Source organism: Streptomyces sp. NPDC037013, assembly GCF_055607265.1.
The window spans coordinates 201,532-225,715 of sequence record NZ_JBVJRV010000007.1; the positions used below are offsets into that span (position 1 = coordinate 201,532).

24 protein-coding genes and 1 tRNA gene are annotated in these 24,184 nt (G+C 71.9%); 10 read left to right on the forward strand and 15 right to left on the reverse strand.

From position 1 onward, the window contains the following. The first annotated feature begins 71 nt into the window (after window positions 1-71). A complete protein-coding gene (locus ACZ7DY_RS26320) occupies window positions 72-278 on the forward strand; it encodes a hypothetical protein (RefSeq protein WP_471139050.1) in 207 nt (68 codons plus the stop codon). A 74-nt stretch (window positions 279-352) separates the two neighbouring features. On the opposite strand, the gene ACZ7DY_RS26325 is transcribed toward ACZ7DY_RS26320, so the two are convergent. Genes ACZ7DY_RS26325 through ACZ7DY_RS26335 form a run of 3 tightly spaced genes read right to left on the reverse strand, consistent with a single transcriptional unit; the run spans window position 353 to window position 3,728 of the window. Then, a complete protein-coding gene (locus tag ACZ7DY_RS26325; RefSeq protein ID WP_471139053.1) occupies window positions 353-1,231 on the reverse strand; it encodes an SDR family oxidoreductase in 879 nt (292 codons plus the stop codon). Continuing rightward, on the reverse strand, window positions 1,228-2,157 hold the full coding sequence (locus tag ACZ7DY_RS26330; protein WP_471139055.1) for an alpha/beta fold hydrolase: 930 nt from the start codon (window positions 2,155-2,157) through the stop codon (window positions 1,228-1,230). The genes ACZ7DY_RS26325 and ACZ7DY_RS26330 overlap by 4 nt, the downstream gene beginning before the upstream one ends. Continuing rightward, window positions 2,154-3,728, reverse strand: coding sequence for a flavin-containing monooxygenase (locus tag ACZ7DY_RS26335; RefSeq protein WP_471139057.1), 1,575 nt, complete (start codon window positions 3,726-3,728; stop codon window positions 2,154-2,156). Before ACZ7DY_RS26335 ends, ACZ7DY_RS26330 begins: the two co-directional genes overlap by 4 nt. 178 nt (window positions 3,729-3,906) lie before the next feature. Here ACZ7DY_RS26335 and ACZ7DY_RS26340 point away from each other — a divergent pair, with 178 nt between their 5' ends. Beyond that, complete coding sequence (locus ACZ7DY_RS26340) at window positions 3,907-4,533, forward strand: MerR family transcriptional regulator (RefSeq protein WP_471139889.1); 627 nt, start codon at window positions 3,907-3,909, stop codon at window positions 4,531-4,533. A 12-nt stretch (window positions 4,534-4,545) separates the two neighbouring features. Here the strand turns inward: ACZ7DY_RS26340 and ACZ7DY_RS26345 are convergent, their stop codons facing one another. Together ACZ7DY_RS26345 and ACZ7DY_RS26350 are read right to left on the reverse strand one after the other, a co-directional pair. Further along, window positions 4,546-5,574 (reverse strand): DUF6528 family protein, encoded by a 1,029-nt coding sequence (locus ACZ7DY_RS26345; protein ID WP_471139059.1) that lies wholly within the window; start codon window positions 5,572-5,574, stop codon window positions 4,546-4,548. A 131-nt stretch (window positions 5,575-5,705) separates the two neighbouring features. Beyond that, entirely contained in the window at window positions 5,706-6,497 is a 792-nt protein-coding gene (locus tag ACZ7DY_RS26350; protein ID WP_471139061.1) for an exodeoxyribonuclease III, read from the reverse strand. A gap of 161 nt (window positions 6,498-6,658) precedes the next feature. Here ACZ7DY_RS26350 and ACZ7DY_RS26355 point away from each other — a divergent pair, with 161 nt between their 5' ends. Next, window positions 6,659-7,171 (forward strand): GNAT family N-acetyltransferase, encoded by a 513-nt coding sequence (locus ACZ7DY_RS26355; protein WP_471139064.1) that lies wholly within the window; start codon window positions 6,659-6,661, stop codon window positions 7,169-7,171. 21 nt (window positions 7,172-7,192) lie between these two features. Here the strand turns inward: ACZ7DY_RS26355 and ACZ7DY_RS26360 are convergent, their stop codons facing one another. From ACZ7DY_RS26360 to galU, 9 genes are all read right to left on the reverse strand, one after another. Next, window positions 7,193-8,404: a sensor histidine kinase gene (locus ACZ7DY_RS26360; RefSeq protein ID WP_471139066.1), complete on the reverse strand. Its 1,212-nt coding sequence runs from the start codon at window positions 8,402-8,404 to the stop codon at window positions 7,193-7,195. Between the two features lie 16 nt (window positions 8,405-8,420). Continuing rightward, window positions 8,421-8,879, reverse strand: a complete 459-nt coding sequence (locus ACZ7DY_RS26365; RefSeq protein WP_471139067.1) for a hypothetical protein — start codon at window positions 8,877-8,879, stop codon at window positions 8,421-8,423. Between the two features lie 120 nt (window positions 8,880-8,999). Beyond that, a tRNA-Ala gene (locus ACZ7DY_RS26370) sits at window positions 9,000-9,073 on the reverse strand. Window positions 9,074-9,158: 85 nt separating this feature from the next. After that, the gene (gene sepX / locus ACZ7DY_RS26375) at window positions 9,159-10,394 is read right to left on the reverse strand and encodes a divisome protein SepX/GlpR (RefSeq protein ID WP_471139069.1); all 1,236 of its coding nucleotides are present in this window, start codon (window positions 10,392-10,394) and stop codon (window positions 9,159-9,161) included. Window positions 10,395-10,623: 229 nt separating this feature from the next. After that, window positions 10,624-11,247 carry a GNAT family N-acetyltransferase gene (locus ACZ7DY_RS26380; protein ID WP_471139891.1) on the reverse strand — a complete coding sequence of 208 codons (624 nt, stop codon included), beginning with the start codon at window positions 11,245-11,247 and terminating at the stop codon, window positions 10,624-10,626. Further along, complete coding sequence (locus tag ACZ7DY_RS26385; RefSeq protein ID WP_471139072.1) at window positions 11,244-11,771, reverse strand: MogA/MoaB family molybdenum cofactor biosynthesis protein; 528 nt, start codon at window positions 11,769-11,771, stop codon at window positions 11,244-11,246. The genes ACZ7DY_RS26380 and ACZ7DY_RS26385 overlap by 4 nt, the downstream gene beginning before the upstream one ends. Then, window positions 11,768-12,304, reverse strand: a complete 537-nt coding sequence (gene moaC, locus ACZ7DY_RS26390; protein ID WP_471139075.1) for a cyclic pyranopterin monophosphate synthase MoaC — start codon at window positions 12,302-12,304, stop codon at window positions 11,768-11,770. Before moaC ends, ACZ7DY_RS26385 begins: the two co-directional genes overlap by 4 nt. 84 nt (window positions 12,305-12,388) lie before the next feature. Then, window positions 12,389-13,735 carry a molybdotransferase-like divisome protein Glp gene (gene glp / locus ACZ7DY_RS26395; protein WP_471139077.1) on the reverse strand — a complete coding sequence of 449 codons (1,347 nt, stop codon included), beginning with the start codon at window positions 13,733-13,735 and terminating at the stop codon, window positions 12,389-12,391. Between the two features lie 4 nt (window positions 13,736-13,739). After that, window positions 13,740-14,651, reverse strand: a complete 912-nt coding sequence (gene galU, locus ACZ7DY_RS26400; RefSeq protein WP_471139079.1) for a UTP--glucose-1-phosphate uridylyltransferase GalU — start codon at window positions 14,649-14,651, stop codon at window positions 13,740-13,742. Window positions 14,652-14,792: 141 nt separating this feature from the next. Between galU and ACZ7DY_RS26405 the strand changes: the two genes are divergently transcribed. Further along, window positions 14,793-15,368: a 5-formyltetrahydrofolate cyclo-ligase gene (locus ACZ7DY_RS26405; protein ID WP_471139894.1), complete on the forward strand. Its 576-nt coding sequence runs from the start codon at window positions 14,793-14,795 to the stop codon at window positions 15,366-15,368. 96 nt (window positions 15,369-15,464) lie between these two features. Here ACZ7DY_RS26405 and ACZ7DY_RS26410 read toward each other — a convergent pair whose 3' ends face one another. Continuing rightward, window positions 15,465-18,293, reverse strand: coding sequence for a penicillin acylase family protein (locus tag ACZ7DY_RS26410; RefSeq protein WP_471139081.1), 2,829 nt, complete (start codon window positions 18,291-18,293; stop codon window positions 15,465-15,467). 222 nt (window positions 18,294-18,515) lie between these two features. Between ACZ7DY_RS26410 and ACZ7DY_RS26415 the strand changes: the two genes are divergently transcribed. From ACZ7DY_RS26415 to mscL, 6 genes are all read left to right on the forward strand, one after another. After that, window positions 18,516-20,021, forward strand: coding sequence for a potassium/proton antiporter (locus tag ACZ7DY_RS26415; protein ID WP_471139897.1), 1,506 nt, complete (start codon window positions 18,516-18,518; stop codon window positions 20,019-20,021). Between the two features lie 238 nt (window positions 20,022-20,259). Further along, window positions 20,260-21,531: an MFS transporter gene (locus ACZ7DY_RS26420; RefSeq protein WP_471139084.1), complete on the forward strand. Its 1,272-nt coding sequence runs from the start codon at window positions 20,260-20,262 to the stop codon at window positions 21,529-21,531. A 67-nt stretch (window positions 21,532-21,598) separates the two neighbouring features. Next, complete coding sequence (locus ACZ7DY_RS26425) at window positions 21,599-21,937, forward strand: FmdB family zinc ribbon protein (protein ID WP_471139086.1); 339 nt, start codon at window positions 21,599-21,601, stop codon at window positions 21,935-21,937. An 88-nt stretch (window positions 21,938-22,025) separates the two neighbouring features. Continuing rightward, a complete protein-coding gene (locus tag ACZ7DY_RS26430) occupies window positions 22,026-22,883 on the forward strand; it encodes an S-methyl-5'-thioadenosine phosphorylase (protein WP_471139088.1) in 858 nt (285 codons plus the stop codon). Window positions 22,884-23,150: 267 nt separating this feature from the next. After that, window positions 23,151-23,558 carry a hypothetical protein gene (locus ACZ7DY_RS26435; protein ID WP_471139090.1) on the forward strand — a complete coding sequence of 136 codons (408 nt, stop codon included), beginning with the start codon at window positions 23,151-23,153 and terminating at the stop codon, window positions 23,556-23,558. Between the two features lie 138 nt (window positions 23,559-23,696). Next, a complete protein-coding gene (mscL, locus tag ACZ7DY_RS26440; protein WP_471139092.1) occupies window positions 23,697-24,170 on the forward strand; it encodes a large conductance mechanosensitive channel protein MscL in 474 nt (157 codons plus the stop codon). Window positions 24,171-24,184: the final 14 nt, after the last annotated feature.

Genomic DNA, 24,184 nt, shown 5'->3' on the forward strand with positions numbered 1-24,184 from the left:
GCGAGGAATGTGCGACCGTGCAAATCTGGTCGAGGCCCCATCCCCCTCACCCACCCACGGGAGTGAACCGCATGGGCATCAAGGACCAGTTCCAGGACAAGGCGAACGACCTCGCCGGCAAGGCCAAGAGCGCCATGGGCGACAAGGGCGACCAGGCGCAGGACCGCGCCTCGCAGGCCCAGGACGAGGCGAGCGAGCGGTCCTCGCAGGCTCCCGACGAGGCACAGAGGGCCGCGCAGGAGCAGCAGGACAAGTTCGACCAGGACTACGACGCCTGACGCCACCACGCGGTGTGCACGCCGAGAGGCCCCCGGGACGCCGGGGGCCTCTCGCCGCTCTCCGCCCGCCGGCGTCAGACGCCTGCCCGGGCCCGCTCGTCCGCGGAGCCGCCGGCCCCGACGAGACCGGTCGACATGGTCGCGAGCCGCGGCTCGAACCGCCGCATCTCCCGCTGGCCCACCGCACCGATGACGCCGGGCAGGTAGCCGCGGATGCCCTGCATGCCCCGCAGCCACCCCTGCGCGTACACGTGGCTGGAGCGGCGCTCGATGCCGGCGACGATCCGGTCGACCGCCGGGCCCAGCGGATACGTCTTGTTGGACGGCCACGGCAGCCGCGAGCGCAGCTCCCGCATCACGTCGTCCTGGTCAGCGCCCCGCACCATGTCCGTGTCGGTCCAGGAGAGGTAGCCGACGCCGACCTTGACGCCCTTGTAGCCGACCTCGGCCCGCAGCGCGTGCGCGTACGCCTCCACGCCCGACTTCGAGGCGCAGTACGCCGTCATCATCGGCGCCGGCGTGATCGCGGCGAGCGAGGCGATCTGCAGGAGGTAGCCGCGGCTCTCCATGAGGACGGGCAGGAAGGCCCGGCCCGTCACCGCGCTGCCGATGAGGTTGACCTCGATGACGCGGCGCCACGCGTCGGGGTCGGACTCCAGGAAGGGACCGCCGCTGGCCACGCCCGCGTTGGCGACGACGATGTCGACCTTTCCGAAGTGCTCTTTGACCTCCTGCGCGACCCGCGCCATCGCCACGTGGTCGGTGACGTCCGCGTGCCAGTGCCCGGACTCGGTGTGCAGCCGCTCCGCCACCTGCTTCAGCTCGTCCGGCTCCAGGCCGACGAGGGCCACCTTCGCGCCGCGCGCCGACAGCTTGCGGGCGAGCAGTTCCCCGACCCCGCGCGCCGCGCCGGTGACGACCGCGACCTGTCCCTCCAGGCTGACCCTGCTCATGCGCCCTCCTTGACCTGTACGTACGTTGCGACGAGTTCCGTGATCCGGGCGGTGACCGCCTCCGGCGCCTCGATGGGCGTCATGTGGCCGACGCCGGCCAGTTCGGTGAGTCCCACACAGTCGGGCAGCGCGGCCGCGATCCGCCGTGCGTGCACGACCGGGGTGAGCCGGTCCGCGGTGCCGGCGATGACGGCGGTGGGCAGCCGCAACGCGCCGACCTCGACGTCCAGTTGGAGCGCGTCGAGCACGTGCGACCAGCCGTGGCGCACGAGTCTCGGGCAGGCGTGCACGATCCGCGCGCAGGCGTCGACCTTGTCGGGTGCCGCGCCGGGGCCCATCGTGGCGTACTTGAGGATCCGCCTGGCCATGGGCGTGACCGGGCCGAGCGGGGCGCGCGAGCCGAGGACCGAGCGGGTGATCCTGGTCCGCACCCGGCCGGCCCGGAGCAGCGGCACCACCGTCGCCTCGGCGACCAGGGCCGAACTCCCCGTGCTGCACAGCAGGACGGCGGCGACGTGCTCGCGCACCGCCTGCCGGCCGCCCGCGGCCATGACGGTCATGCCGCCCATGGAGTGCCCGACGAGCACGGCCTTCTCGCCCGGCGCGAGGGTCGCCCGCAGGACCGCCTCCAGGTCGTCGGCGAGCGCCCGCGTGCTGTACCCGTCGGCGGCCGAGGGCGCCGCGCTGCGCCCGTGCCCCCGCTGGTCGTACGCGATGACGCGGTGGTCGGTGGCGAGGGCGCGTATCTGCGCCGCCCAGAAGGCGGTCGAGCAGGTCCAGCCGTGCGCCAGGACCACGGGGGGCGCGTCCTCGGGGCCGTGCACCTCGACGTGGACGCGGGAGCCGTCGGCGGAGACGGCGCTCAGTTCGCGGGCGGGGGCGGGCCGCGCGCAGGGGGCCTCCGCCGTGCGGGCCGGCCGGCTCATGCCTTGGCCTCGACCTTCTGCGTGGCGGAGTTCTGCCGCGCTCCGGCGTCCCGCGCCTCCTGGGGATTCTTCGGGGGCCGCAGCACCTCGTACTCGGAGAGGTCGACGCGGCGGGTGGCCGCCCGGAACTCGGTGGTGGTGCCTGGCCACACGGTCGTGTTGACGCCGTTCTCGTCGAGGTACCAGCTGGTGCAGCCGCCGGTGTTCCACACGGTGCGCTTCATCCGCTCCTGGACGCGGTCGTTCCAGGCGGTGACGGCGTCGGGCCGGGCGGCGAGGGCGGCGCGGCCGCCGAGGACGTCCAGCTGGCGCAGGTAGTCGGCCATGTAGTTCAGCTGGGACTCGATCATGAGGATCATCGAGGAGTTGCCGAGGCCGGTGTTGGGCCCGATGATCGTCATCCAGTTGGGGAAGCCGGGCGCGGTGGCGCCGCGCAGCGACTTCATGCCGGTCTTCCACGTCTCCATGAGGGTCTCGCCCCCGTCGCCGACGACGCGGTCGGCGATCGGCATGTCCGTCACGTGGAACCCGGTGCCGAAGATGATCGCGTCGACCTCGGTCTCGGTGCCGTCGGCGGCGACGACGGTGCTGCCGCGCACCTCGGTGAGTCCGCTGGCGACGACGTCGACATTGGGCCTGGCGAGCGCCGGGTAGTAGGTGTTGGAGAGCAGGATGCGCTTGCAGCCGATGCGGTAGGTGGGCGTCACCTTCTCCCGCAGCGCCGGGTCCTTGATGGCCCGGTACATGTTCCGCTTGGCGATCTTCTCGACCAGACCGAGCTCGTCGGGCCGCTTGGTGAACGCCTGGACCTGCAGCTCCCGGATGCCCCAGAGGATGCCGCGCCGGGCCTGGGTGGTGAACGGCAGCTGCTTGTGGATCCAGCGCTCGACGCCGGTGATGGCGCGGTCGGCGCGCGGCATCACCCACGGGGGCGTGCGCTGGAAGAGGGTGAGCCTGCCGACCTTCTTCTGGATCTCGGGGACGATCTGGATGGCCGAGGCGCCGGTGCCGATCATCGCCACGCGCTTGCCGCGCAGGTCGTAGCCGTGGTCCCAGCGGGCGGAGTGGAAGACCTTGCCGGGGAAGGTGTCGATGCCGGGGATGTCCGGGGTCTTGGGGTCGGAGAGCGGCCCGGTGGCGGAGACGACGACGTCGGCGGTGAGGGTGCCGGAGCTGGTCTCGATCTCCCAGCGCAGCCGCTCGGCGTCCCAGCGCATCAGCTTCACCTCGGTGTCGAGGCGGATGTGCGGGCGCAGCCGGAAGGTGTCGGCGACGTGTTCCAGGTACTCGTGGATGCGCTCCTGGCCCGAGAAGGTGCGGGGCCAGTCGGGGTTGGGGGCGAAGGAGAAGGAGTACAGGTGCGAGGGCACGTCGCAGGCGCAGCCCGGGTAGCTGTTGTCCCGCCAGGTGCCGCCGACCGCGCCGGCCCGTTCCAGGACGACGAAGTCGGTGATGCCCTCGCGGCGCAGCCGCACGGCGGCCCCGAGACCACCGAACCCGGATCCGATCACCGCCACCCGTACGTGCTCGTGCTCGTGCCCCTGCTCAGGGCTCCGCTCGCGCTCGGCCATGCCGCCGCCTCCCGAAGTACACGACTCTGCCAGTAACCACTGGCGCAATCCGGAGAGTAGAACACCCTCGTACTGATGGGTAGGGGTAGAGCACGGGAAAGTTACCGGCGGTACAACATAGGCTTCCCCCGTGGCAGACGAACGCGAGAGCGGATCAGGGGACGTACGCGAGTACCGCATGGCGGAGCTGGCGCGCGAGGCCGGCATCACCGTGCGCACCGTCCGCTTCTACCGCGAGCGCGGGCTGATCCCGCCACCGCGCCGCGAGGGCCGCATCGCCTGGTACGACGACCACCACCTGGCCAGACTCCGCACCATCGCCGCCCTCCTCGAGCGCGGCCACACCCTCAACGGCATCGCCGAACTCGCCGACGCCTTCGACAAGGGCCGCGACGTCGGCGAGCTCCTCGGCCTCGGCGAGCCGACCGAGGAACAGCCCGTCCGCCTCACCCCGGAGGAGCTCGCCGACCACTTCGCGGGCGAGGTCACCCCGGAGAACCTCGTCGCCGCCCTCGACCTCGGCTACCTCGGCACCGACGGCGACGAGCTGGTCCACATCAGCCGCCGTCTCCTCGACGCCTCATCCACCCTGGTCCGCAAGGGGGTTCCGCTCGCCGCGGTCCTCGAGGCGGGCCAGCGCGTGCGCGAACACGCCGACGCGCTCGCGGAGTTGTTCACCACCGTGCTGCGGGCCCACGTCCCGGAGACCGCCGACGTGGACATCGAGGAGCTCCGCCCGGTCGCCAAGGCCGTGGTGGAGGCGGAGCTTTCGATGGCCCTGGACCGCCGCCTCAAGAAAGAGTGACGGCAGGGGTGTTCACCGGGGCAGCCACCAACGCGCCTTGTAGATACCGCCGTCGACGTATTTGTACGAGCTCTCGGGGCGGTGCACGCTCACCGTCGTGGTCCACCAGGTCTCACCGAGCCCCTTCTCCGGCACGGTGGTCAGGACCTGCCCGGTGCGCGGGTCGTCGCCCACGGCCTTCACCGACTTCCGCGAGATCGTCTCGTGCCCGTCGAAGTCCGTGACGAACGTCCCGCTCCGCGGCTCGTACTGGAAGACCGCGGCACCGGTCGTCACCCACAGCCGCCCCGGCAGCCCGGCGACCGGGAACAGGTCGTGGCCGCCCGGGGTCTTGCCCGGCGTGCCGACCGGAAGCCCAACGGCGGAGCGCCGCGTCAGCGTCGGGCGCGCGGCCGTGCCGCCCACGGCGTACGAGACCAGCTCGTCGTCGCCGAGCGCCCAGAGCACCTCGCGGGCACCGTCCCAGTGCAGCCCGTGCGCGCCCTTCAGCTCCGCCTCCGTGTACCGCGCCGCCCGCGGCCCCAGCGACGCCGCGTAGAGCCGCACCCGCGCGCCGGTACTGCACGCGACGGCCACGTTCCCGTCCGGCAGCAGCTCCGCGGTGTGCGGGTTGAACAGGTCGTCGCCGGGTCCGATCGCCGTGCCCCAGTACCGCCGTCCCGTCGGGTACTCGGCCACCGCCACGAAGCCGAACGACGCGGTGGTCAGCACGTACGCACGGTGCCGGCGCAGCCGCACCTTCGCCTCGCACGGGTACACCCAGCTCGCGTCCGGGTCCAGGTCCCGGTAGCGCGGGTCGCCGAGCGGCGAGAACTGCCAGAGCACGGCGGACGGGTCGGCGGCCGGGTCCCAGACGCGGCGCCGCGGGTCGAGCACGAGGATCCGCCTGCTCGCCTGCTCGGTCAGGAGCACGGGCGGCGTACCGGCGGGCACCCCGCCACCGTCACCCGCCCCGAACGCCCGTGCGGTGGGCAGCGCCACCGCGATCCCGGCACCCGCCGCAGCCAGCACGACGGCACGTCTCGACGGCACGGCAGCCATGAAATCCCCCCGGAACCTGGGCAGTTGGTCAGGTGCGCGACCGCAATCTGCCATGCCGTCCGGTCCCGGGACAGCCCTCTACCGGACTTTGTGCCCGTGTCCCGCCGCCGACCACCCCGTTGGAGGACGGCCTACAGGTCGTAGACCACCGTCACCGGCGCGTGGTCGCTCCACCGCTCCCCGTGGCTCGCGGCCCGCTCCACGTACGCCTTCACGGCGCGCTCGGCGAGCCCCGCCGTCGCCACCTGGTAGTCGATGCGCCAGCCCGTGTCGTTGTCGAAGGCGCGCCCGCGGTAGGACCACCACGAGTAGGGGCCCTCGACGCCGGGGTGCTGCTGCCGCACGACGTCCTCGTACTCCTCGAAGACCTCGTCCAGCCAGGCGCGCTCCTCGGGCAGGAAGCCGGAGTTCTTCTTGTTGCCCTTCCAGTTCTTGAGGTCGGCCTCCTGGTGGGCGATGTTCCAGTCGCCGCAGACGACGACGTGGCGCCCCTCGGCGGCGGCACGCGCCTTGAGCTCCTTCAGGTACAGGAGGAACTCCGCCATGAACCGCACCTTCTCGTCCTGACGCTCCGTGCCGACCTCGCCGGAGGGCAGGTAGAGGCTGGCCACGGTGACGCCGGGCAGGTCGGCCTCGACGTACCGGCCCGACCCGTCGAACTCCTGCGACCCGAAGCCGACCCGCACCCGGTCCGGCTCACGGCGCGTGTACAGCGAGACGCCGGCGCGCCCCTTCGCGGCGGCGGGCGCGTGCACGACATGCCAGCCCTCGGGCTCCCGCACCTCGTCCGGCAGCTGATGCGCCTCGGCGCGCACCTCCTGCAGGCACACCACGTCCGCCGAGGTCCCGGCGAGCCACGCGACGAAGCCCTTCTTCGCGGCGGCCCGCAGCCCGTTCACATTCACGCTGGTCACTGTCAGCACAACACTCGCCCAACTCTCCCTGGCCTCTTCCACGGGCCAGGAGCCAGGCTCCCACACGGGTCGGACATCCCCCGCGACACCCTCGACGGCGCCTGCGGGGCCCTCCCGGCACACTGGATGGTCGAGCCCCGCCCATATCGCATAGAAGTACGATGGAGCGCATGAGTATCCAAGCCCGTGAGGCCACCGCCCCCGTCGAGCTGCGCACGGTCACCTTCGCGCACCCGGACGCGATCCGGCTCAACGACCGCGTCCAGCGCGAATACGCGGAGCGCTACGGCGACGACGGCGACGTCACCCCGCTCGACGCCACCATGTTCGAGCCGCCCCGCGGGCTCTACCTCATCGCCTACGACGAGCACGGCACCGCCCTGGCGACGGGCGGCTGGCGCCGCATGGACGAGAACGGCGAGGGATACCAGGACGGCGACGCCGAGCTGAAGCGGATGTACGTCACCCCCGAGGCGCGCGGGCTCGGCCTGGCCCGCCGGATACTCGCCGCCCTCGAGGAGGACGCCAGAGCCGCCGGCCGCGTCCGCATGGTCCTGGAGACCGGCACCAAGCAGCCCGAGGCGATAGCCCTCTACACCTCCAGCGGCTACACCCCCGCCCCCGCCAAGTTCGGCCACTACCGCTTCGAGGAACTGAGCCGCTGCTACGCGAAGGCCCTGTGACCCCGGCACACGACGACGGGACTACTCCCGCACCGCCGACCGCAGGTCCAGCTCGGCGAGGGCCCCGCCGCCCACCGGATTGCTGAACCGCAGCCCGGCCCCGAGCACCTGCGCCTGCCCCTGCGCGATCGTCAGCCCGAGCCCGAGCCCCACCTTCTTCTCCCCGCACCCGCTCCGGAACCGCTGCGGCCCCCGGGACAGCAGGGACTCCGGAAAGCCGCCCCCGGAGTCCCGCACCCGCACCAGCCCGCCGTCGACCTCGACGACCACCGGCGCCGCCCCGTGCCGCAGCGCGTTGCTGACGAGGTTGCCGACCACCCGCTCCACCCGCCGCGGGTCGGTCACCACCCGCACGTCCCGTACGACGTCCACCGTCACGCCCGGCGCCCCCGCGGCCCCGGTCGCGGCCGACGTGCGCACCAGCTCCCCCAGCCCGCACTCCTCGGCCGCGACCTGCTCCCCCGCGCCGTCGAGCCGGGCCACCTCGATGACGTCGTCGACCAGCTCCCGCAGCCGCTGCGCGGACTCCCGCACCAGTTCGGAGGGGCGGCCCGGCGGCAGCAGCCCGGCCGCCGTGACCATGCCGGCCACCGGGGTCCGCAGTTCGTGCGCGATGTTCGCCGTCACCTCGCGCTCGGCCTGCAGCCGGGCCGCGAGCGCGTCGGCCATCGTGTTCACGGCGGACGCGAGCCGGGTGATCTCGTCCTTGCCGCGCAGCGGCAGCCGCGCCGTCAGATCCCCCTCGGCGATGCGCTGCGCCGCCCCGGCCTTCGCCCGCAGCCGACGCCCGAGCCGGGTGGCCACGAGCAGCCCCGCCACACAGGCCAGCGCCGTCCCGAGCCCGCCGGAGACCCACAGCACCCGGTCCACGTCGCGTACGGTCTCGGCCTCCCTGTCGTACGGCCGCTTCAACGCGACGATCTCCTCGCCGGCCTTGCTCGCCGCCCACAGCTGCGGGACCCGCCCGTCGCGGTCCAGGTAGACGCCCCACTTCCCCCTCGCCACCGCACCGGCGAGCGGCCCCGGCAGATCGGGCGGGTCGACGAGGGTGCGGTCACCGTCGATGCCGGCCGCGTGGTCCTGCACGGCCGTCCGCAGCCGGTCCCCGATCTGCGTGCGCGCGCCCGCGTACTGCGCCTCGGCGGTGCGGTGGTGCACGAGCAGCCCCATCACGACGGAGACGAGTGCGGCGGTGCCCGCGATGGCGACACCGATCTTGGTACGCAGCCCCATGCCGTTCCCAGCCCCCTCAGACGTCCGGGACCGACAGCCGGATCCCCTGGAACTGCACGTTCACCGCGCTCGCGGGCAGCTCGTCCGGCGTCTTCGGCTCGACGGTGGCCCGCCGGTAGTACGCCACGCGCTCCTGGCGCTCCAGACCGCTGAGCGTCAGCGTCGCGTCGTACGGCTTCCTGCCGCACCCGGGCAGGCACCATTCCCCGCTGAGCTTCCCGGAGGCGCGCGCGATCGGGCCGCCCCAGTCGTGCCAGCTCAGCTCCGTGAGCGACACCGACTCGGTGAGCCCCACCGCCGCCGGCTGCTGCAACGGCCGCCCCATCACGTCGGCCAGATAGACGGGGCCCGTCACGCGCGAGGGGCGCAGCGCGGGGCCCTCCACCCGCAGCCCCCGAGGCTCGGCGCACCCGCCCGCCAGCGCGGCGACCAGTGCGGTACCGCACACGGCGGCAACCCTCAAAGGGGACAACATGGATCAAATGTATCCACACCGGAGAAAACCACACCCGGGGCGATCGGAGGGTGACCCCGGGGACGGGACAACGCAAAGATCCCGTCCAGTTCGATGAACTGGACGGGATCTCATGTGCAGTGGACCTGAGGGGATTTGAACCCCTGGCCCCCTCGATGCGAACGAGGTGCGCTACCGGACTGCGCCACAGGCCCTTGCAACGAGTGAAACTCTAGCATCCCCATCCGGGTGCTTGGAAATCCGTTCCTGGCTGGTCAGCCGGGTGGATCTCACGGCGCCTCACTCGTTGGCCGCGCGCGGCCGGTCGCCGTCCTCGTACTGGTCGAAGAGCGGCGTGCGGCCGCGCTCGCGCGCGCGCCGCGCGGACGCCGCCCGGCGCCGGTCGCTGCGGCCGCCGACGGCGTCGGCGCCGTCGCTCCCGTCGATGTCGCCCGCGCCCTCGGCCGGCCGCTCCCGCTCGGCCGCGCGCTCGGCGGACGGCTCCGCCGTGCTCGACCGCGCCGAGCTCCACGCGTCCGGCGAGCCCAGGTCGACGCTGCCGGTGGCGCGCGGGGCGACCGGCGCCGTCACGTACGTCGGCAGCGGCACCGGGACCGGGTCCCAGCTGTCGCCGCGGCCCGGGCCGTGCTGCCGCTCGCGCTGCTGGTCGACCCATTCGGCGTGGTCGGTCTGCTCGACGAGGGCGCGGCGGTCCGCGGCCAGCGCGGAGAGGCCGGTCTCCGTCCCGGACGCCGGGCCGTCGTCGGCCGGCTCGTCGGCCGGGGGCTCCGCGGGCCTGCGGCGCGGCTGCCGCTCGCGCAACCGCTGGGCGGCGGCCTCGGCGCGGCGCCGGTCCATGGTGTACGTGAAGCGGCGCCGCTCCTGGCCGCGCAGGTAGACGATGTACGCGCTCAGGAGCACCCCGGGCGCGGCGGGCGCCCACAGCAGGGCGAGGCCGCCGACCGCGGCGACGACCGTGCCGGCCGTGAAGGCGAGGAAGAGGAGCACCGTCGTTCGCCGGCGCCGGGCGAGGACCTTCGAGCGCCGGGCGCGGGCGGCGGCCTCCGCCGAGGCGGCCCGCTGCGCGGGCGTCGCCCTGGCCGGGGCCTTGGCCCGGGGAGCCGGGGCGGCCGCGCGCTCGGACTCGGATCCGTGCCGGACCGCGGGTTCGGGTTCGCGTTCGGGGCGCGCCTGCGGACGGGCCGCGGGCTCGGGCCGCCCGGCGGGGGGCTCGGCCCGCTCCGGCCGGTGCTCCGCCGTGTCGGACGGGGGCGCGACGAAGGACCGGACGTCCACCGAGCCGGTGATGACGTCCGGGTCGTCGTGCGACTCCCCTTCCTCGGGCGAGCGCGCTTGCAGGTCCTTGGCGTATCGGCGCTCCATGCCCGCCCGTCCGGACAGCAGCCGGATGGCGGTGCTGAAGCGTTCCGTCGGACGGGCTTCGTTCAGCTCGTCCTGCCTACGGAGCCACATCGGCACCAAGTAGGCGGCCCAGGCCCCGACGATGACTGCGTAGATGAGGCCGCTGCTGCTCACGCTCACACGGTAGAGGGGTTTGCGTGAGGCCATCTGCCAATTGAGCCGGTGTGTCGCACGATCTGGCTGATATCTCGAACTTTTTTTGCGACTGATGCGATCAACAGGCCGCTGTCGGCATGAAATTAATGCCTGAGACAAGACTCATACCCGTCTCGGACGGACCGTCATCGCGCAATTTCGAACATATATTTCATTTCCCGGGTCGGGGTGCGCCGGGTGTGCCGCGCTATGCCGTGTGCCGAGGTCGCGCCTGGTGCCAGCGGCGCAACAGTCCTTCCGGCACCTCTTCGGTGGTGAGCGCGAAGACGAGATGGTCGCGCCAGGCCCCGTCGATGTGGAGATAGCGCGGCCGCAGCCCCTCCTCGCGGAATCCGAGTTTCTCCACGACCCGTCGGCTCGGCATGTTCTCGGGGCGAATACAGACCTCGATACGGTGCAGCCCGACCGAACGGAAGCAGTGGTCGACGGCGAGCGCGACGGCGGTCGGCATCACTCCGCGGCCCGCGACGGACTCGTCGACCCAGTAGCCGACGTGGCCCGAGCACATGGATCCCCAGGTGATCCCGGCGACCGTCAACTGCCCGACGAGACGCCCCTGGTATTCGATGACGAACGGCAGCATCCGGCCCGCGTTCGCCTCGGCGCGCAGATGACGGACCATCTGGCGGTAGGTGGGGCGGTGCACCACCGGGCCGCTGGGCGTGGGCGGCGGGATCGTGGCCTCCCAGGGGCGCAGCCAGTCGCGGTTGCGCCGGTTGACCTCCCGCCAGGCCCGCTGGTCACGCAGCTTTATGGGACGGAGGACGACATCGCCGTCCGTCAGTTCGACGGGCCAGGAGGGGCTGTTCAGCTCGCACCCCCCGGCGGACTGGGGTGGTCACCGCCGCGCAGCTGGTCGACCGCGTGCTTCAGCAGCGGCTCCAGGACGGCGAGTCCGTCGCGTACGCCCCCGGTGGAACCCGGCAGGTTGACGACGAGCGTCCGGCCAGCGACCCCCGCGAGCCCGCGCGAGAGGACGGCCGTGGGGACCTTGTCCCTGCCGTACGCGCGGATCGCCTCGCCGATGCCGGGGACCTCGTGGTCGATGACCCCGCGGGTGACGTCGGGGGTGCGGTCGGTGGGCGAGATGCCGGTGCCGCCGGTGGTGAGGATGACGTCGTAACCGGCCTCGACACCCGCGCGCAGGGCCGCTCCGACGGGGTCGCCGTCGGGGACCACCTGCGGGCCGTCGACGGCGAAGCCGAGCGCGGCCAGGCCCTCGGCGAGGATCGGGCCGCCCTTGTCGGCGTAGACGCCGGCGGCGGCGCGGTTGGAGGCCGTCACGACCAGCGCGCGGTACGGCGCGGCTCCGGCCGACGCGTCCTGACCACTCATGCCCCTGCTCCCTCGTCCGCTTGCTCGCGCGTCCAGTGCCCCGACTTGCCGCCGGTCTTCTCCTCGACCCGTACGTCGGTGATGACGGCGCCCTTGTCGACGGCCTTGACCATGTCGACGACGGTGAGGGCGGCGACGCTCACCGCGGTGAGGGCCTCCATCTCGACGCCCGTGCGGTCGGTCGTCTTCACCGTGGCGAGGATCTCGACCGCGTCGTCCGCCACGGAGAGGTCGAGCTTGACTCCGGAGACGGCCAGCGGGTGGCAGAGCGGGATGAGGTCCGGCGTGCGTTTGGCACCCATGATGCCCGCGATCCGCGCGGTGGCCAGGGCATCGCCCTTGGGCACGCCCTCCCCGCGCAGCAGTTCGATCACGCGGGGCGAGACCCGTACGCGACCGCTGGCGCGTGCCGTGCGCGCGGTCACGTCCTTGGCGGAGACGTCGACCATGCGGGCCGCGCCCGCCTCGTCGATGTGGGTCAGTCGCTGCTGCTCAGGGGCTCCGGGGGTGTCCCCCCGGGAAATCGCGGTCATGTGCTTGGCGCTCCCGGTCCGGGCTCCGCGCGGTGCGGCGCGCAGGCCTGTTGTGCGCGACACGGTACCGCGCGGGCGCCCCTCTCAGCCGAGCAGGACCACCTCGACCTCGGCGCCCGGCTCCACCGACGTGGTCTCCTCGGGGAGCACGATGAGGGCGTTCGCCTGCGCGAGGGCGGCGATCAGGTGCGAACCGGAACCGCCGACGGGCGTCACGCGGCCCGCCTCCTCGTCGTACCGCCCCCGCAGGAACTGGCGGCGGTCCGCGGGCGAGCGCAGCGCCTCGTCGGTCAACAGCTCCGCGCGCGTGGAGCGCCGCCGGACCTCCGGCAGCCCCATGAGGGTGCGGATCGCGGGACGCACGAAGAGCTCGAAGGAGACGTACGAGGAGACGGGGTTGCCCGGCAGCGCGAGGAGCGGGGTGTGGTCGGGGCCGATGGAGCCGAAGCCCTGCGGCTTGCCCGGCTGCATGGCGAGCTTGCGGAACTCCACGCCGCCGCCCGCCCCGATGCCGCCCTCCGCGTCCGGGTCGCCGATGGAGCTCAGGGCCTCCTTGACGACGTCGTACGCGCCGACGCTGACGCCGCCCGTGGTGACGATGAGGTCGGCGCGGATCAGCTGGTCCTCGATGGTGGAGCGCAGCGTCTCGGCGTCGTCGGCGACCGCGCCCACGCGGTAGGCGATGGCTCCGGCGTCGCGGGCGGCGGCGGTGAGGGCGAAGCTGTTGGAGTCGTGGATCTGGCCCTCGGCCAACTGCTCGCCGGGCTGGATCAGTTCGCTGCCGGTGGACATGACGACCACGCGCGGGCGCGGGCGCACCTTGACCGTGGCCCGGCCGACGGCGGCGAGCAGCGCGATCTGCGGCGGCCCGAGCACGGTGCCGGCGGTCAGGGCGCGGTCGCCGGCCCGCACGTCGCTGCCACGGGCGCGCACGTGCGCGTGTGCCTCGGCGGGGCGGTGCACGCGGACCTCGCCGAAGGCGCCTTCGGGGGCGGCGCTGTGGGCGCGCATCCCGGAGACGGGGCCCTCGCCCAGGCCGCCGTCGGTCCACTCCACGGGGACGACGGCCTCGGCGCCGGGGGGCAGCGGGGCGCCGGTCATGATGCGGGCGGCCTGGCCCGCGCCGACGGTGGGCCGCTCGCCCGCGCCCGCGGCCACGTCGCCGATGACGGTGAGGACGGCGGGGAACTCCTCGCTCGCGCCCTCGACATCGGCGACCCGTACCGCGTAACCGTCCATGGAGCTGTTGTCGAAGGGCGGCAGCGAGACGGGCACCGTGACGTCCTCGACCAGGACACAGCCCTGGGCGTCGAGGAGCTGGAGCTCGATGGGTTCGAGCGGGCGGACGGTCTCGAGGATGTCGTCCAGATGCTCGTCCACCGACCAGAACGGCTGCCGGTCGGTGGTCGGTGTCGTCGTGCTGCTGCTCAAAGTGCTACATCTCCTCGGTGACGTAACTGCGAAGCCAGGCCTTGAAGTCCGGGCCCAGATCTTCACGTTCGCACGCGAGTCTGACAATGGCACGCAGATAGTCGCCGCGGTCACCGGTGTCATAGCGGCGGCCCTTGAAGACCACGCCGTGCACCGGGCCGCCGACCTTCTCGTCGGCCGCGAGCTGCTGGAGGGCGTCGGTGAGCTGGATCTCGCCGCCGCGGCCCGGCTCGGTCTTGCGCAGTATGTCGAAGATGTGCGGGTCGAGGACGTACCGGCCGATGATCGCGTAGTTCGACGGGGCGTCGGCCGCGTCGGGCTTCTCGACCAGGTCGGTGACCTTGACGACGTCGCCGTCCTCGGTGGCGTCGACCGCCGCGCAGCCGTAGAGGTGGATCTGCTCGGGGGAGACCTCCATGAGGGCGATGACGCTGCCGCCGTGCCGCTCCTGGACCTCCACCATGCGGGCGAGGAGGGGGTCGCGCGGGTCGATGAGGTCGTCGCCGAGGAGCACCGCGAACGGTTCGTGGCCGACGTGCGGAGCGGCACACAGGACGGCGTGACCGAGCCCCTTGGGGTCGCCCTGGCGCACATAGTGCATCGTCGCGAGGTCGCTGGACTCCTGGACCTTGGCGAGGCGGGCCTCGTCGCCCTTCTTCAGGAGGGCGGACTCCAGTTCGTAGTTGCGGTCGAAGTGGTCCTCCAGCGGGCGCTTGTTGCGGCCCGTGATCATGAGGACGTCGTCGAGGCCCGCGGAGACGGCCTCCTCGACCACGTACTGGATGGCCGGCTTGTCGACCACCGGCAGCATCTCCTTGGGCGTGGCCTTGGTGGCCGGCAGGAAGCGCGTACCGAGACCGGCGGCGGGGATGACCGCCTTGGTGATCCGGTGGTGTGGGGGATGAGACTCAGTCATGCGGCCACCATATCCGGTGCGTATGTGCGGAATCTGTGGGTCCAGCTAATTTGTGCGCATATGCGCCCATCAGGAAGGAATTGCGTGATCCCCATGAGCGGAACCAGCGGTACCGAGGCCGGCGGTCAGCCAACCAAGCGGATGTTGCGGCGGGACTTCCTCGCGGTGAGGAGCGGGTTGACTGTGGATGACGCACGCGAGGCCGCCGCGGTTCTCGCCGAGCGCGCGCTGGAACTCCCGGAGCTCGCCGGGGCGCGCACCGTCGCGGCGTACGTCTCCGTGGGCGGCGAACCCGGCACCCGCGCCCTGCTGGACGCCCTCCACGCGCGCGGGACCCGCGTCCTGCTGCCGGTGCTGCTCGCCGACAACGACCTGGCCTGGGGCGTGTACGAGGGGCCGGGCTCGCTGGCCCGCGTGCAACACCGGGGGAAGATCGAGCTGTTGGAGCCCGCCGGGGACCGGCTCGGGCCGGACGCCGTCCTGGAGGCGGACGCCGTGCTGTTGCCGGGTCTCGCCGTCGACGCGCGCGGGATGCGGCTCGGCCGCGGCGGCGGATCGTACGACCGGGTCCTGGCCCGCCTGGAACGCGCGGCGGCCGACCCCGCCCTCGTGGTGCTCCTGTACGACTCCGAAGTCGTCCCGCACCTCCCCGACGAGGCGCACGACCGGCCGGTGCACGCCGTCGTGACGCCGTCCGGGGTGCGCCGCTTCCGGTGAGCGGGCCCACGACCGCGCCCGAGGGCCCGGACGCCCGAAAGGGCCCTCCACGCGCGCGTGGAGGGCCCTTTCGGATCGTGCCGGCGTGCGCCGCCGTCAGGGGCGCAGCACCAGCTTGTCGCTCGTGCTGTCCTCGACCGCCTTCTCCGTGTAGGCCCACGGCAGGAGTTCGCCCTTGGCCCACTTGTCCGTCTGGTCGGTGTAGTGGTCGTTGTACGCGTGCCCCGAGGCGCCGGTGAGGTTGATCCACTTGGACTTGTCGAGGTCCTTGAGGTTCACCACCATGCGCATGGAGGGCACCCAGACCACTCCGTAGCCGCCCGCCGCGTTCCAGCCGGTGGCGTTGACCGCGGCCTCGCCTCCGCCGAGGTTCCACGGGCCGCGGTTGAGCACGAACTGCAGCCAGCCGGGCCCGTCGGTGCCGAGCGTCTGGTTCTTCAGCGTGAGCCGGTGCAGGCGGCCCCAGCTCCAGGTGTCGACGTCCTTGCCCAGCTTGGCCGTCAGGTCCCAGCGTGCATCCTCCAGAGCCCGCTTGAACAGCTGGTCACGGGTCTTGGTCTCCGCGTCGGTACGGGTGCCGGGCGCCTTCCACCAGGCGTTCTTCTGGTCGTCGATGATCTTGCGGACGACTTCGTAGTAGCGGTCGCCGCCGTCCGGCTGCGCGGAGTCCGCGTCGCGCTCACCGCACTCGCGCACCTTCTCGCCCTCGTCGGCGGGGCCGGTGTTGCCGGCCGGCTCGACGCTCAGGCACTGCCCCTTGACGCGCAGCTCCTTGGGGAGCTTGTTGCCGAAGGCCAGCTTGAGGATGTTGCGCCACACCGAGTTGAAGTACGCGGCGGCCGCCGAATCGGCGTCCTGGGTGTAGTCCCAGCCCTCGAGGAGCTTCTGCGCCTCGCGGACGTACTTGTCCTTGACGTCGATCTTCAGCAGCTTGGGCACGAGCAGCTTGGCGATCTCGCTGCTGTTGTCCATCTGCATGAGGCGCATGTCCTCGGTGGAGATCTTGCCGCCGTTCTTGATCTTCGACTGGATGAGGTCGTCGATCCGCTGGCTGCGTGCTCCGTAGCCCCAGTCCGAGGTGAGCTTGTACGGGTACTTGTCGCTGACCACGGCCTGGTTGGCGGTGACGATGTAGCCGCGCTCGGGGTTGTACTCGTAGGGCAGCGCGTCCTGCGGGATGGGCTTGCCCCAGCGGTACTCGGGGTCCCAGCCCGGCGCCGGGAGGGAGCCGTCGCCCTTGCCCCGCGTGGGGATCTTGCCGGGCGCCTGGTAGCCGATGTTGCCTTCGCGGTCCGCGTAGATCAGGTTCTGGGAGGGCACTTCGAACGAAGCGGCCGCCTTGCGGAAGCCCTTGAAGTCCTTGGCCTGGTTGAGCTCGAAGACCGCGTCCATGGACTTGCCGGGGCTCAGCGCGGTCCAGCGCAGCGCCACTCCGTAGCCGTCGCCCCGGTCCGGGGCCGCGCTGTCGACCTGGGCCTTCTTGCCGACCTTGACCAGTTCGTCGTCGCGGTCGGAGATGAGCGGGCCGTTGTTGGTCTCGCGGACCGTGATCTTCTTCTCCTTGCCGCCGGCGACCTTGATGGTCTCCTCGCGCGAGGTGAAGGGCACGACCTTGTCGCCGTACTGGTAGCCGTCCCCGGCGAACTTCTCCAGGTACAGGTCCGTGACGTCGGCGCCGAGGTTCGTCATGCCCCATGCGATGTCCTGGTTGTGGCCGATGACCACGCCCGGCATGCCGGAGAAGGTGTAGCCCGAGACGTCGTACCCGCACTTGTCGGAGACCGACCGGCAGTGCAGGCCCATCTGGTACCAGACGGAGGGCAGCTGCGGCGCGAGGTGCGGGTCGTTGGCGAGGAGCGGCTTGCCGGTGATGGTGTGCTTGCCGGAGACGACCCAGGAGTTCGAGCCGATGCCGTTGCCGTTCGGGCCGAGGATGGCGGGGACCTCGTCCAGGGCGTCGGAGACGCCCGAGAGCTGCGAGGTCATCCCGGCGGGGGGCCGGGTGCCGCCGGCGAGGCCGGTGCCCGCCGCGCCGCCCGTGCCGCCGGTGCCACCCGTGCCGGTGGATCCGCCGGTGCCGGTGCCGAGACCAGTGCCGGTACCCGTGCCCGTGCCGGAGCCCGAGCCCGTGCTGCCGGGGGTGCCCTCGGGGTCGTACTTCCCGGTGGCGCTGTCGTAGGCGCCCTCACGGACGATGGGCTTGTTCCGCTTGTACGGGTACTCGGGGTACAGGTCCTTGATCTGCGACGGGCCGAGGCGGCTCGTCATCAGGGAGCGGTCGATCTCGTCCTGCATGTTGCCGCGCAGGTCCCAGGCCATGGCCTTGAGCCAGGCCACGGAGTCGACGGGGGTCCACTCCTGCGGCTTGTAGTCGTTCTTGAAGCCGAGCGCCGCGTACTCGACGGAGATGTCCTTGCCGTCCTTGCCGTCGAGGTAGGCATTGACTCCCTTGGCGTACGCCTGGAGGTACTTCTTCGTCCGCGGCGAGAGCTTGGAGTCGTACTCCTTCTTCGCCACCCGGTGCCAGCCGAGCGTGCGCAGGAATTCATCCGTCTTGACCTGGCTCTTGCCGAACATCTCGGAGAGCCGCCCGGAGGTCATGTGACGCCGTACGTCCATCTCCCAGAAGCGGTCCTGCGCCTGGACGTAGCCCTGCGCCATGAAGAGGTCGGCGTCGGAATCGGCGTAGATCTGCGGGATTCCGTTTCCGTCCCGCTTCACGTCGACGTTGCCGGCCAGGCCGTCGAGCTTGATCGATCCCTTGGTCTGCGGGAAGGAGGCGCGCACGGTGCTGACGCTCCAGTACGCGCCGAAGCCGATGCCTCCGACGATGGCCAGGACCAGGACGATCACGACGAGTCGGGCTCGGCGCCCCTTCTTCTTGCCGGACTTATGACCGGAAGAGGCGGTGGTGTTGGAGGGCATCGCTGTCCTTGCTGTCCTTACGCGAGCGGCAGGGCGGGCTGTGCTGTCGACTTGGGCGGCTCTGGGAGCGCTGGAGCAACCATAGGCGCAGGGCGTCGTGGCTCCGGACGCGGAGTCAGGAACCCGCGCCTTTGGAGATCGAATAGCCATTCGACGGCGTCAAGAAAGCGTTAACGATTAGGTAAGGTAACGAAGTAACGATCACGGAGGAAGGAACGGCCCCTGACTGTCCACCACCTCAACCAGCTCCTGCTCGTCTGCTCGCTCGTTCTGCTCGTCGCGGTGGCGGCGGTCCGCATCTCGTCGCGCAGCGGCCTCCCCAGCCTGCTGCTCTACCTGGGCATCGGCATCGCCATGGGCCAGGACGGCATCGGCGACGTCCACTTCGACAACGCCGAGCTGACGCAGGTCATCGGCTACGCGGCCCTGGTCGTGATCCTCGCCGAGGGCGGCCTCGGGACGAAGTGGAAAGAGATCAAACCGGCCCTGCCCGCCGCCGCGGTCCTGTCGACGGTGGGCGTCGCGGTGAGCGTCGGCGTCACGGCCGCGGGCGCCCACTACCTCGTCGGGCTGGAGTGGCGGCAGGCGCTGATCATCGGCGCGGTGGTCTCGTCCACGGACGCGGCGGCGGTCTTCTCGGTTCTGCGGAAAGTGCCACTCCCCTCCCGTGTGACGGGTGTCCTGGAAGCGGAGTCGGGGTTCAACGACGCCCCAGTGGTCATCCTCGTCGTGGCGTTCTCCACGGCGGGCCCGGTGGACGCCTGGTACGTGCTGATCGGCGAGATCGCCCTGGAGCTGGCGATCGGCGCGGCGATCGGCCTCGCGGTCGGCTGGCTCGGCGCCTATGGCCTGCGGCACGTCGCGCTGCCCGCCTCCGGCCTCTACCCCATCGCCGTGATGGCGATCGCGGTCACCGCGTACGCCGCCGGGGCCATGGCCCACGGCAGTGGCTTCCTCGCCGTCTACCTCGCCGCGATGCTGCTGGGCAACGCCAGGCTCCCGCACTGGCCGGCCACCCGCGGCTTCGCCGAGGGGCTCGGCTGGATCGCCCAGATCGGCATGTTCGTCCTGCTCGGCCTGCTGGTCACCCCGCACGACCTGCTCGCCGACACCTGGCACGCGATCCTCATCGGCCTGGTCCTGACCGTGGTGGCGCGCCCCCTTGAGGTCGTGCTCAGCCTGCTGCCGTTCCGTATGCCCTGGCAGGAGAAGGCACTGCTGTCCTGGGCCGGCCTGCGCGGCGCGGTGCCCATCATCCTGGCGACGATCCCGATGGTGAACGGCGTCGAGGACAGCCAGCGGATCTTCAACATCGTCTTCGTCCTCGTCGTGGTCTACACCCTCATCCAGGGCCCCACGCTGCCCTGGCTGGCCAAGACGCTGCGGCTCGGCAGCTCCTCGGACGCCGCCGACCTGGGCATCGAATCCGCTCCCCTGGAGCGGCTACAAGGGCATCTCCTGTCGGTGGGCATCCCCGCCGGCTCGCGGATGCACGGCGTCGAGGTCGGCGAGCTGCGACTGCCCCCGGGCTCCGCGGTCACCCTCGTGGTGCGCGAGGGAGAATCGTTCGTGCCGCTGCCGACGACGGTGCTGCGGCGCGGCGACGAGCTCCTGGTGGTGGCGACCGACCCGGTGCGGGACGCCGCGGAGAAGCGGCTGCGCGCGGTCGGCCACGGCGGCAAGCTGGCCAGTTGGCTGGGAACCGACGGAGAAAAACACCAATCGTAGGTGGCGGGGGTCTCATTGTCCGCAATCACACGGTCAAATGGGACCTCCCCCTGTACGATGAAGGCACCAGATCGAACCAACTCTGCCTGAAGCAGAGCTGGCGCGACCGTATGGCGGCCGTGGCGTCCTCGCAGTGGACCCCGGCATCTACCGCAGTTCCGCGCAAGAGGACAGCTCTCGGCACCGTCGCCCGCACCCAAGGGCGACCGCGCTACCAGGCGGCAGAAAGGCACGGGCCGTGGCATCCACGGTCACCGAATCCCGCCCCGGCTACGGACAGCTGCTGCGCACCCCGCGCGCCTGGACGTTCCTGCTGCCCGGCTTCGCGGCGCGCCAGCCCTTCGCGATGCTGACCATCTCCATCGTGCTGCTGGTGCAGCACACCACCGGCTCGTACGGCGCCGCGGGCGCCGTCTCGGCCGCCACAGGCGTCTCCATGGCGCTCTTCGCCCCCTTCAGCGGCAAGCTCGCCGACCGCTTCGGCCAGCGCGCCGTGCTGCTGCCCGGCGTCCTGGTCCACTCCGCGTCCGTCGTCACCCTGACGGTGCTCGCGCTCTCCGACGCGCCCCTGTGGGCGCTCTTCGTGGCCGCCGTGCCCGCCGGCGCCTCCACGCCGCAGATCGGCCCGATGGTGCGGGCCCGCTGGGGCGTCAAGCTCCAGGACTCGCCCCTGGCCACCACGGCGGCCGCCTTCGAGTCGGTCACCGACGAGCTGACCTTCGTCCTCGGACCGCTGCTCGCGACCGCGCTCTGCACCACCATCGACCCCTCGGCCGGGCTCCTCACCGAGGCCGGACTCACCCTCGTGGGCGGCCTCCTCTTCGCCGCGCAGAAGAGCACCCAGCCGAAGCCGTCCGCGCATCACGAGGACCACGCGCGCGTGGAGCACGTCTCCGCACTGCGCGTCCCCGGTCTGCGCGTCCTGATCGTGACGTTCCTCGGCATCGGCGCCGTCTTCGGCGGCATGCAGGTCTCGCTGGCCGCCTTCACCGAGTCGATCGGCGAGCCCGGCCTGAACGGCGTCCTGTACGGCACGTTCGCCGCGGGCAACATGCTCTCCGGCGTCGTCTGCGGCGCCATCGCCTGGAAGGTCTCCCCGCAGCGCCGCCTCCTCGTCGGCTACACGGCGCTCACCCTGATGGCCTCCGGCCTGTGGGCCGCGCACTCCGTGCTGCTGCTCGCCGGGCTCGGCCTGCTGGTCGGCATCTGCATCGCGCCCGCGCTGATCAGCGGCTACACCCTGGTCGACAAGCTGGTCGCGCCGACCGGCCGCACGGAGGCCTTCACCTGGCTGACGGGCGCGGTCGCGCTCGGCCAGGCCGCGGCCGTCACGGTCGCCGGACAGCTGGAGGACCGCCTCTGGGACGGCGCCGGATTCCTGGTCCCGCTGGGCGGCACGGCACTGGCCCTGACGGTCCTCCTGGCGCTCCGTTCGCGGCTCGTCCCAAAGGCCTCCGGACGCACCGTCGCGCGTGGCGTCGGTCACCGCGTGCCGGTGACGGTGGACTGATCTCGCGGAATACGTCACTATGGAGCGTCGTTAGCACTCATCGAGTGAGAGTGCCAGGAGGAAGCAAGTGCCGACGTACCAGTACCAGTGCACCGAGTGCGGCGAGGGCCTCGAGGCGGTGCAGAAGTTCACCGATGACGCCCTGACCGTATGCCCGAACTGCGACGGACGCCTCAAGAAGGTGTTCTCGGCGGTCGGCATCGTCTTCAAGGGCTCCGGCTTCTACCGCAACGACAGCCGCGGCTCGTCGTCGAGCAGCACGCCGGCGAACGCGTCGTCGAAGTCGTCGGGCTCCGGCTCGTCGGACTCGAAGGCCGCGTCGTCGTCCGCGTCCTCGTCCTCGTCCTCGGATGCCGCGTCGTCCGGCTCCTCCGCGACGTCCACGTCGTCGAGCTCGGCCGCGTAGGACTTACTTCCGCACGCTCTTCGTGTGACCCCGCCGTCCTGTGACGGCGGGGTCGTCGGCGTTCCCGGCCCCGGCTACTGTGCGGGCCATGGTGAACACGGCGAACGCCGCGCGGGCCGAGATCGGTGTCATCGGCGGCTCCGGCTTCTACTCCTTCCTCGACGACGTGACCGAGCTCCGGGTCGACACCCCCTACGGGTCCCCGAGCGACTCGCTCTTCCTGGGGGAGGTCGCGGGACGGCGGGTCGCCTTCCTGCCCCGGCACGGCCGCGGCCACCACCTGCCGCCGCACCGCATCAACTATCGGGCCAACCTCTGGGCGCTGCGCTCCGTCGGCGTGCGCCAGGTGCTCGGCCCCTGCGCGGTCGGCGGGCTGCGGGCCACGTACGGGCCCGGCACGCTCCTGGTGCCCGATCAGCTCGTGGACCGCACACGGACCCGCCCGCAGACGTACTTCGACGGCGTGCCGCTGCCCGACGGCAGCGTCCCCGAAGTCGTGCACGTCTCGCTCGCCGACCCGTACTGCCCGGCGGGCCGCGCGGCCGCGCTGAAGGCGGCGCGGGGCCGCGGCTGGGAGGAGCCGGTCGACGGCGGGACGCTCGTCGTGATCGAGGGTCCGCGGTTCTCGACCCGGGCGGAGTCGCGCTGGTACGCGGCGCAGGGCTGGTCGGTGGTGGGCATGACGGGACACCCCGAGGCGGCGCTCGCCCGTGAACTGGAGCTCTGCTACACGTCGTTGGCGTTGGTCACGGACTTGGACGCGGGTGCGGAGACCGGCGAAGGCGTCTCCCACGAGGAGGTCCTGCGGGTGTTCGCCGCCAATGTGGACCGGCTGCGGGGCGTGCTGTTCGACGCGGTGGCGGGGCTTCCGGGGGACGCGGAGCGGCGGGAGTGCCTGTGCGCGAGGGCGCTGGGCGGGATGGATCCGGGGATTCGGCTGCCTTGAGGCGGGGGTGGAATTGCCCCTTCGGGTGAGGGAGTTGTCCACAACCGGTGAGTAGTCCACGGGGCTCAGCGGGGATCGGCGCGGGCCCGCATCGTGGGAGCAGAAGCCGAGCTCCTCACACCGCAGGCGGTGGTCGTCATGTCGCACATCCCTCCCCGGACCCGGCCGGCGGACAGCTCCCCGGTCCCCCCTTTCCCGCCCGTGCGGGTGCGCGAAGGTCATCCGAGGCTGCGCCGGCTCCTGCGGCACAGACGGCGGGCCCTGGCCGTGGGGCTCGCGACGGCCGCCGTCGCCCTCGCGGCCACGGCACCGGGGGCTTCCGGGCCGGTCCCGGCGCGGGAGGCGGCGATCGCGGAGTCGGCGCGGGAGCGGCGGCCCCTCGGAGGCACCGTCGACGAGGCGGCCGTGACGGCGCCGGTGCGGATCGCGGACGCGGACGCGGTCCGGCTGCTGCGCCCCGGCGACCGGGTCGACGTGATCGCGGCCGACGGGCCGTCCGCGGGCGCCGCGCGGCCGAGAGTGGTGGCGTCAGGGGCGCGGGTGACCGAGGTGCCCGAGCCGGGGGCGGGCCCCGCCGAGAGCGGCGCGCTGGTCGTCCTCTCCGCTCCGGCGAGGACGGCGGCGCGGCTCGCGGGAGCCGGGGCGAACACCCGCCTGGCGGTGACGCTGCGATGATCCGAGACGTTCACGATCGCACTGAAAGCCTGTCAAGTAATCCGTTGGTGTGCGCGAATTGGACAGGTGAACCATGGTCTGACGTAGGTTGCGAAACTGTTTGTTCCGCAACCCGCACATGCAACGAAAGGCCTCGTGGTGAGCGAGAAGAAGGAACCGGGCGTCTGGGAGGGCTTCAAGGCCTTTCTGATGCGCGGCAATGTCGTCGACCTGGCGGTCGCGGTGGTCATCGGCGCCGCGTTCACGAACATCGTGAACTCGGTGGTCAAGGGTGTCATCAACCCGCTGGTCGGCGCCTTCGGTACGAAGGATCTCGACCACTACCACTCGTGCCTGAAGTCGCCCTGCGAGATGAAGGGCGGGGAGGTCGTCAAGGGCATCCCCATCATGTGGGGATCCGTGCTCAGCGCCGTCCTCAGCTTCGTGATCACCGCGGCCGTCGTGTACTTCCTGATGGTGCTGCCGATGTCCAAGTACCTGGCGCGGGTGGCCGCCCGGCGTGCCGAGAAGGAGGGCACGAAGGAGGTCATGGAGATCACCGAGCTGGAGGTGCTCAAGGAGATCCGCGACGCCCTGGTGGCGCAGCGCGGCCCGGGACACCGCGAGGAGTAGCCCGCGCGGTCCTG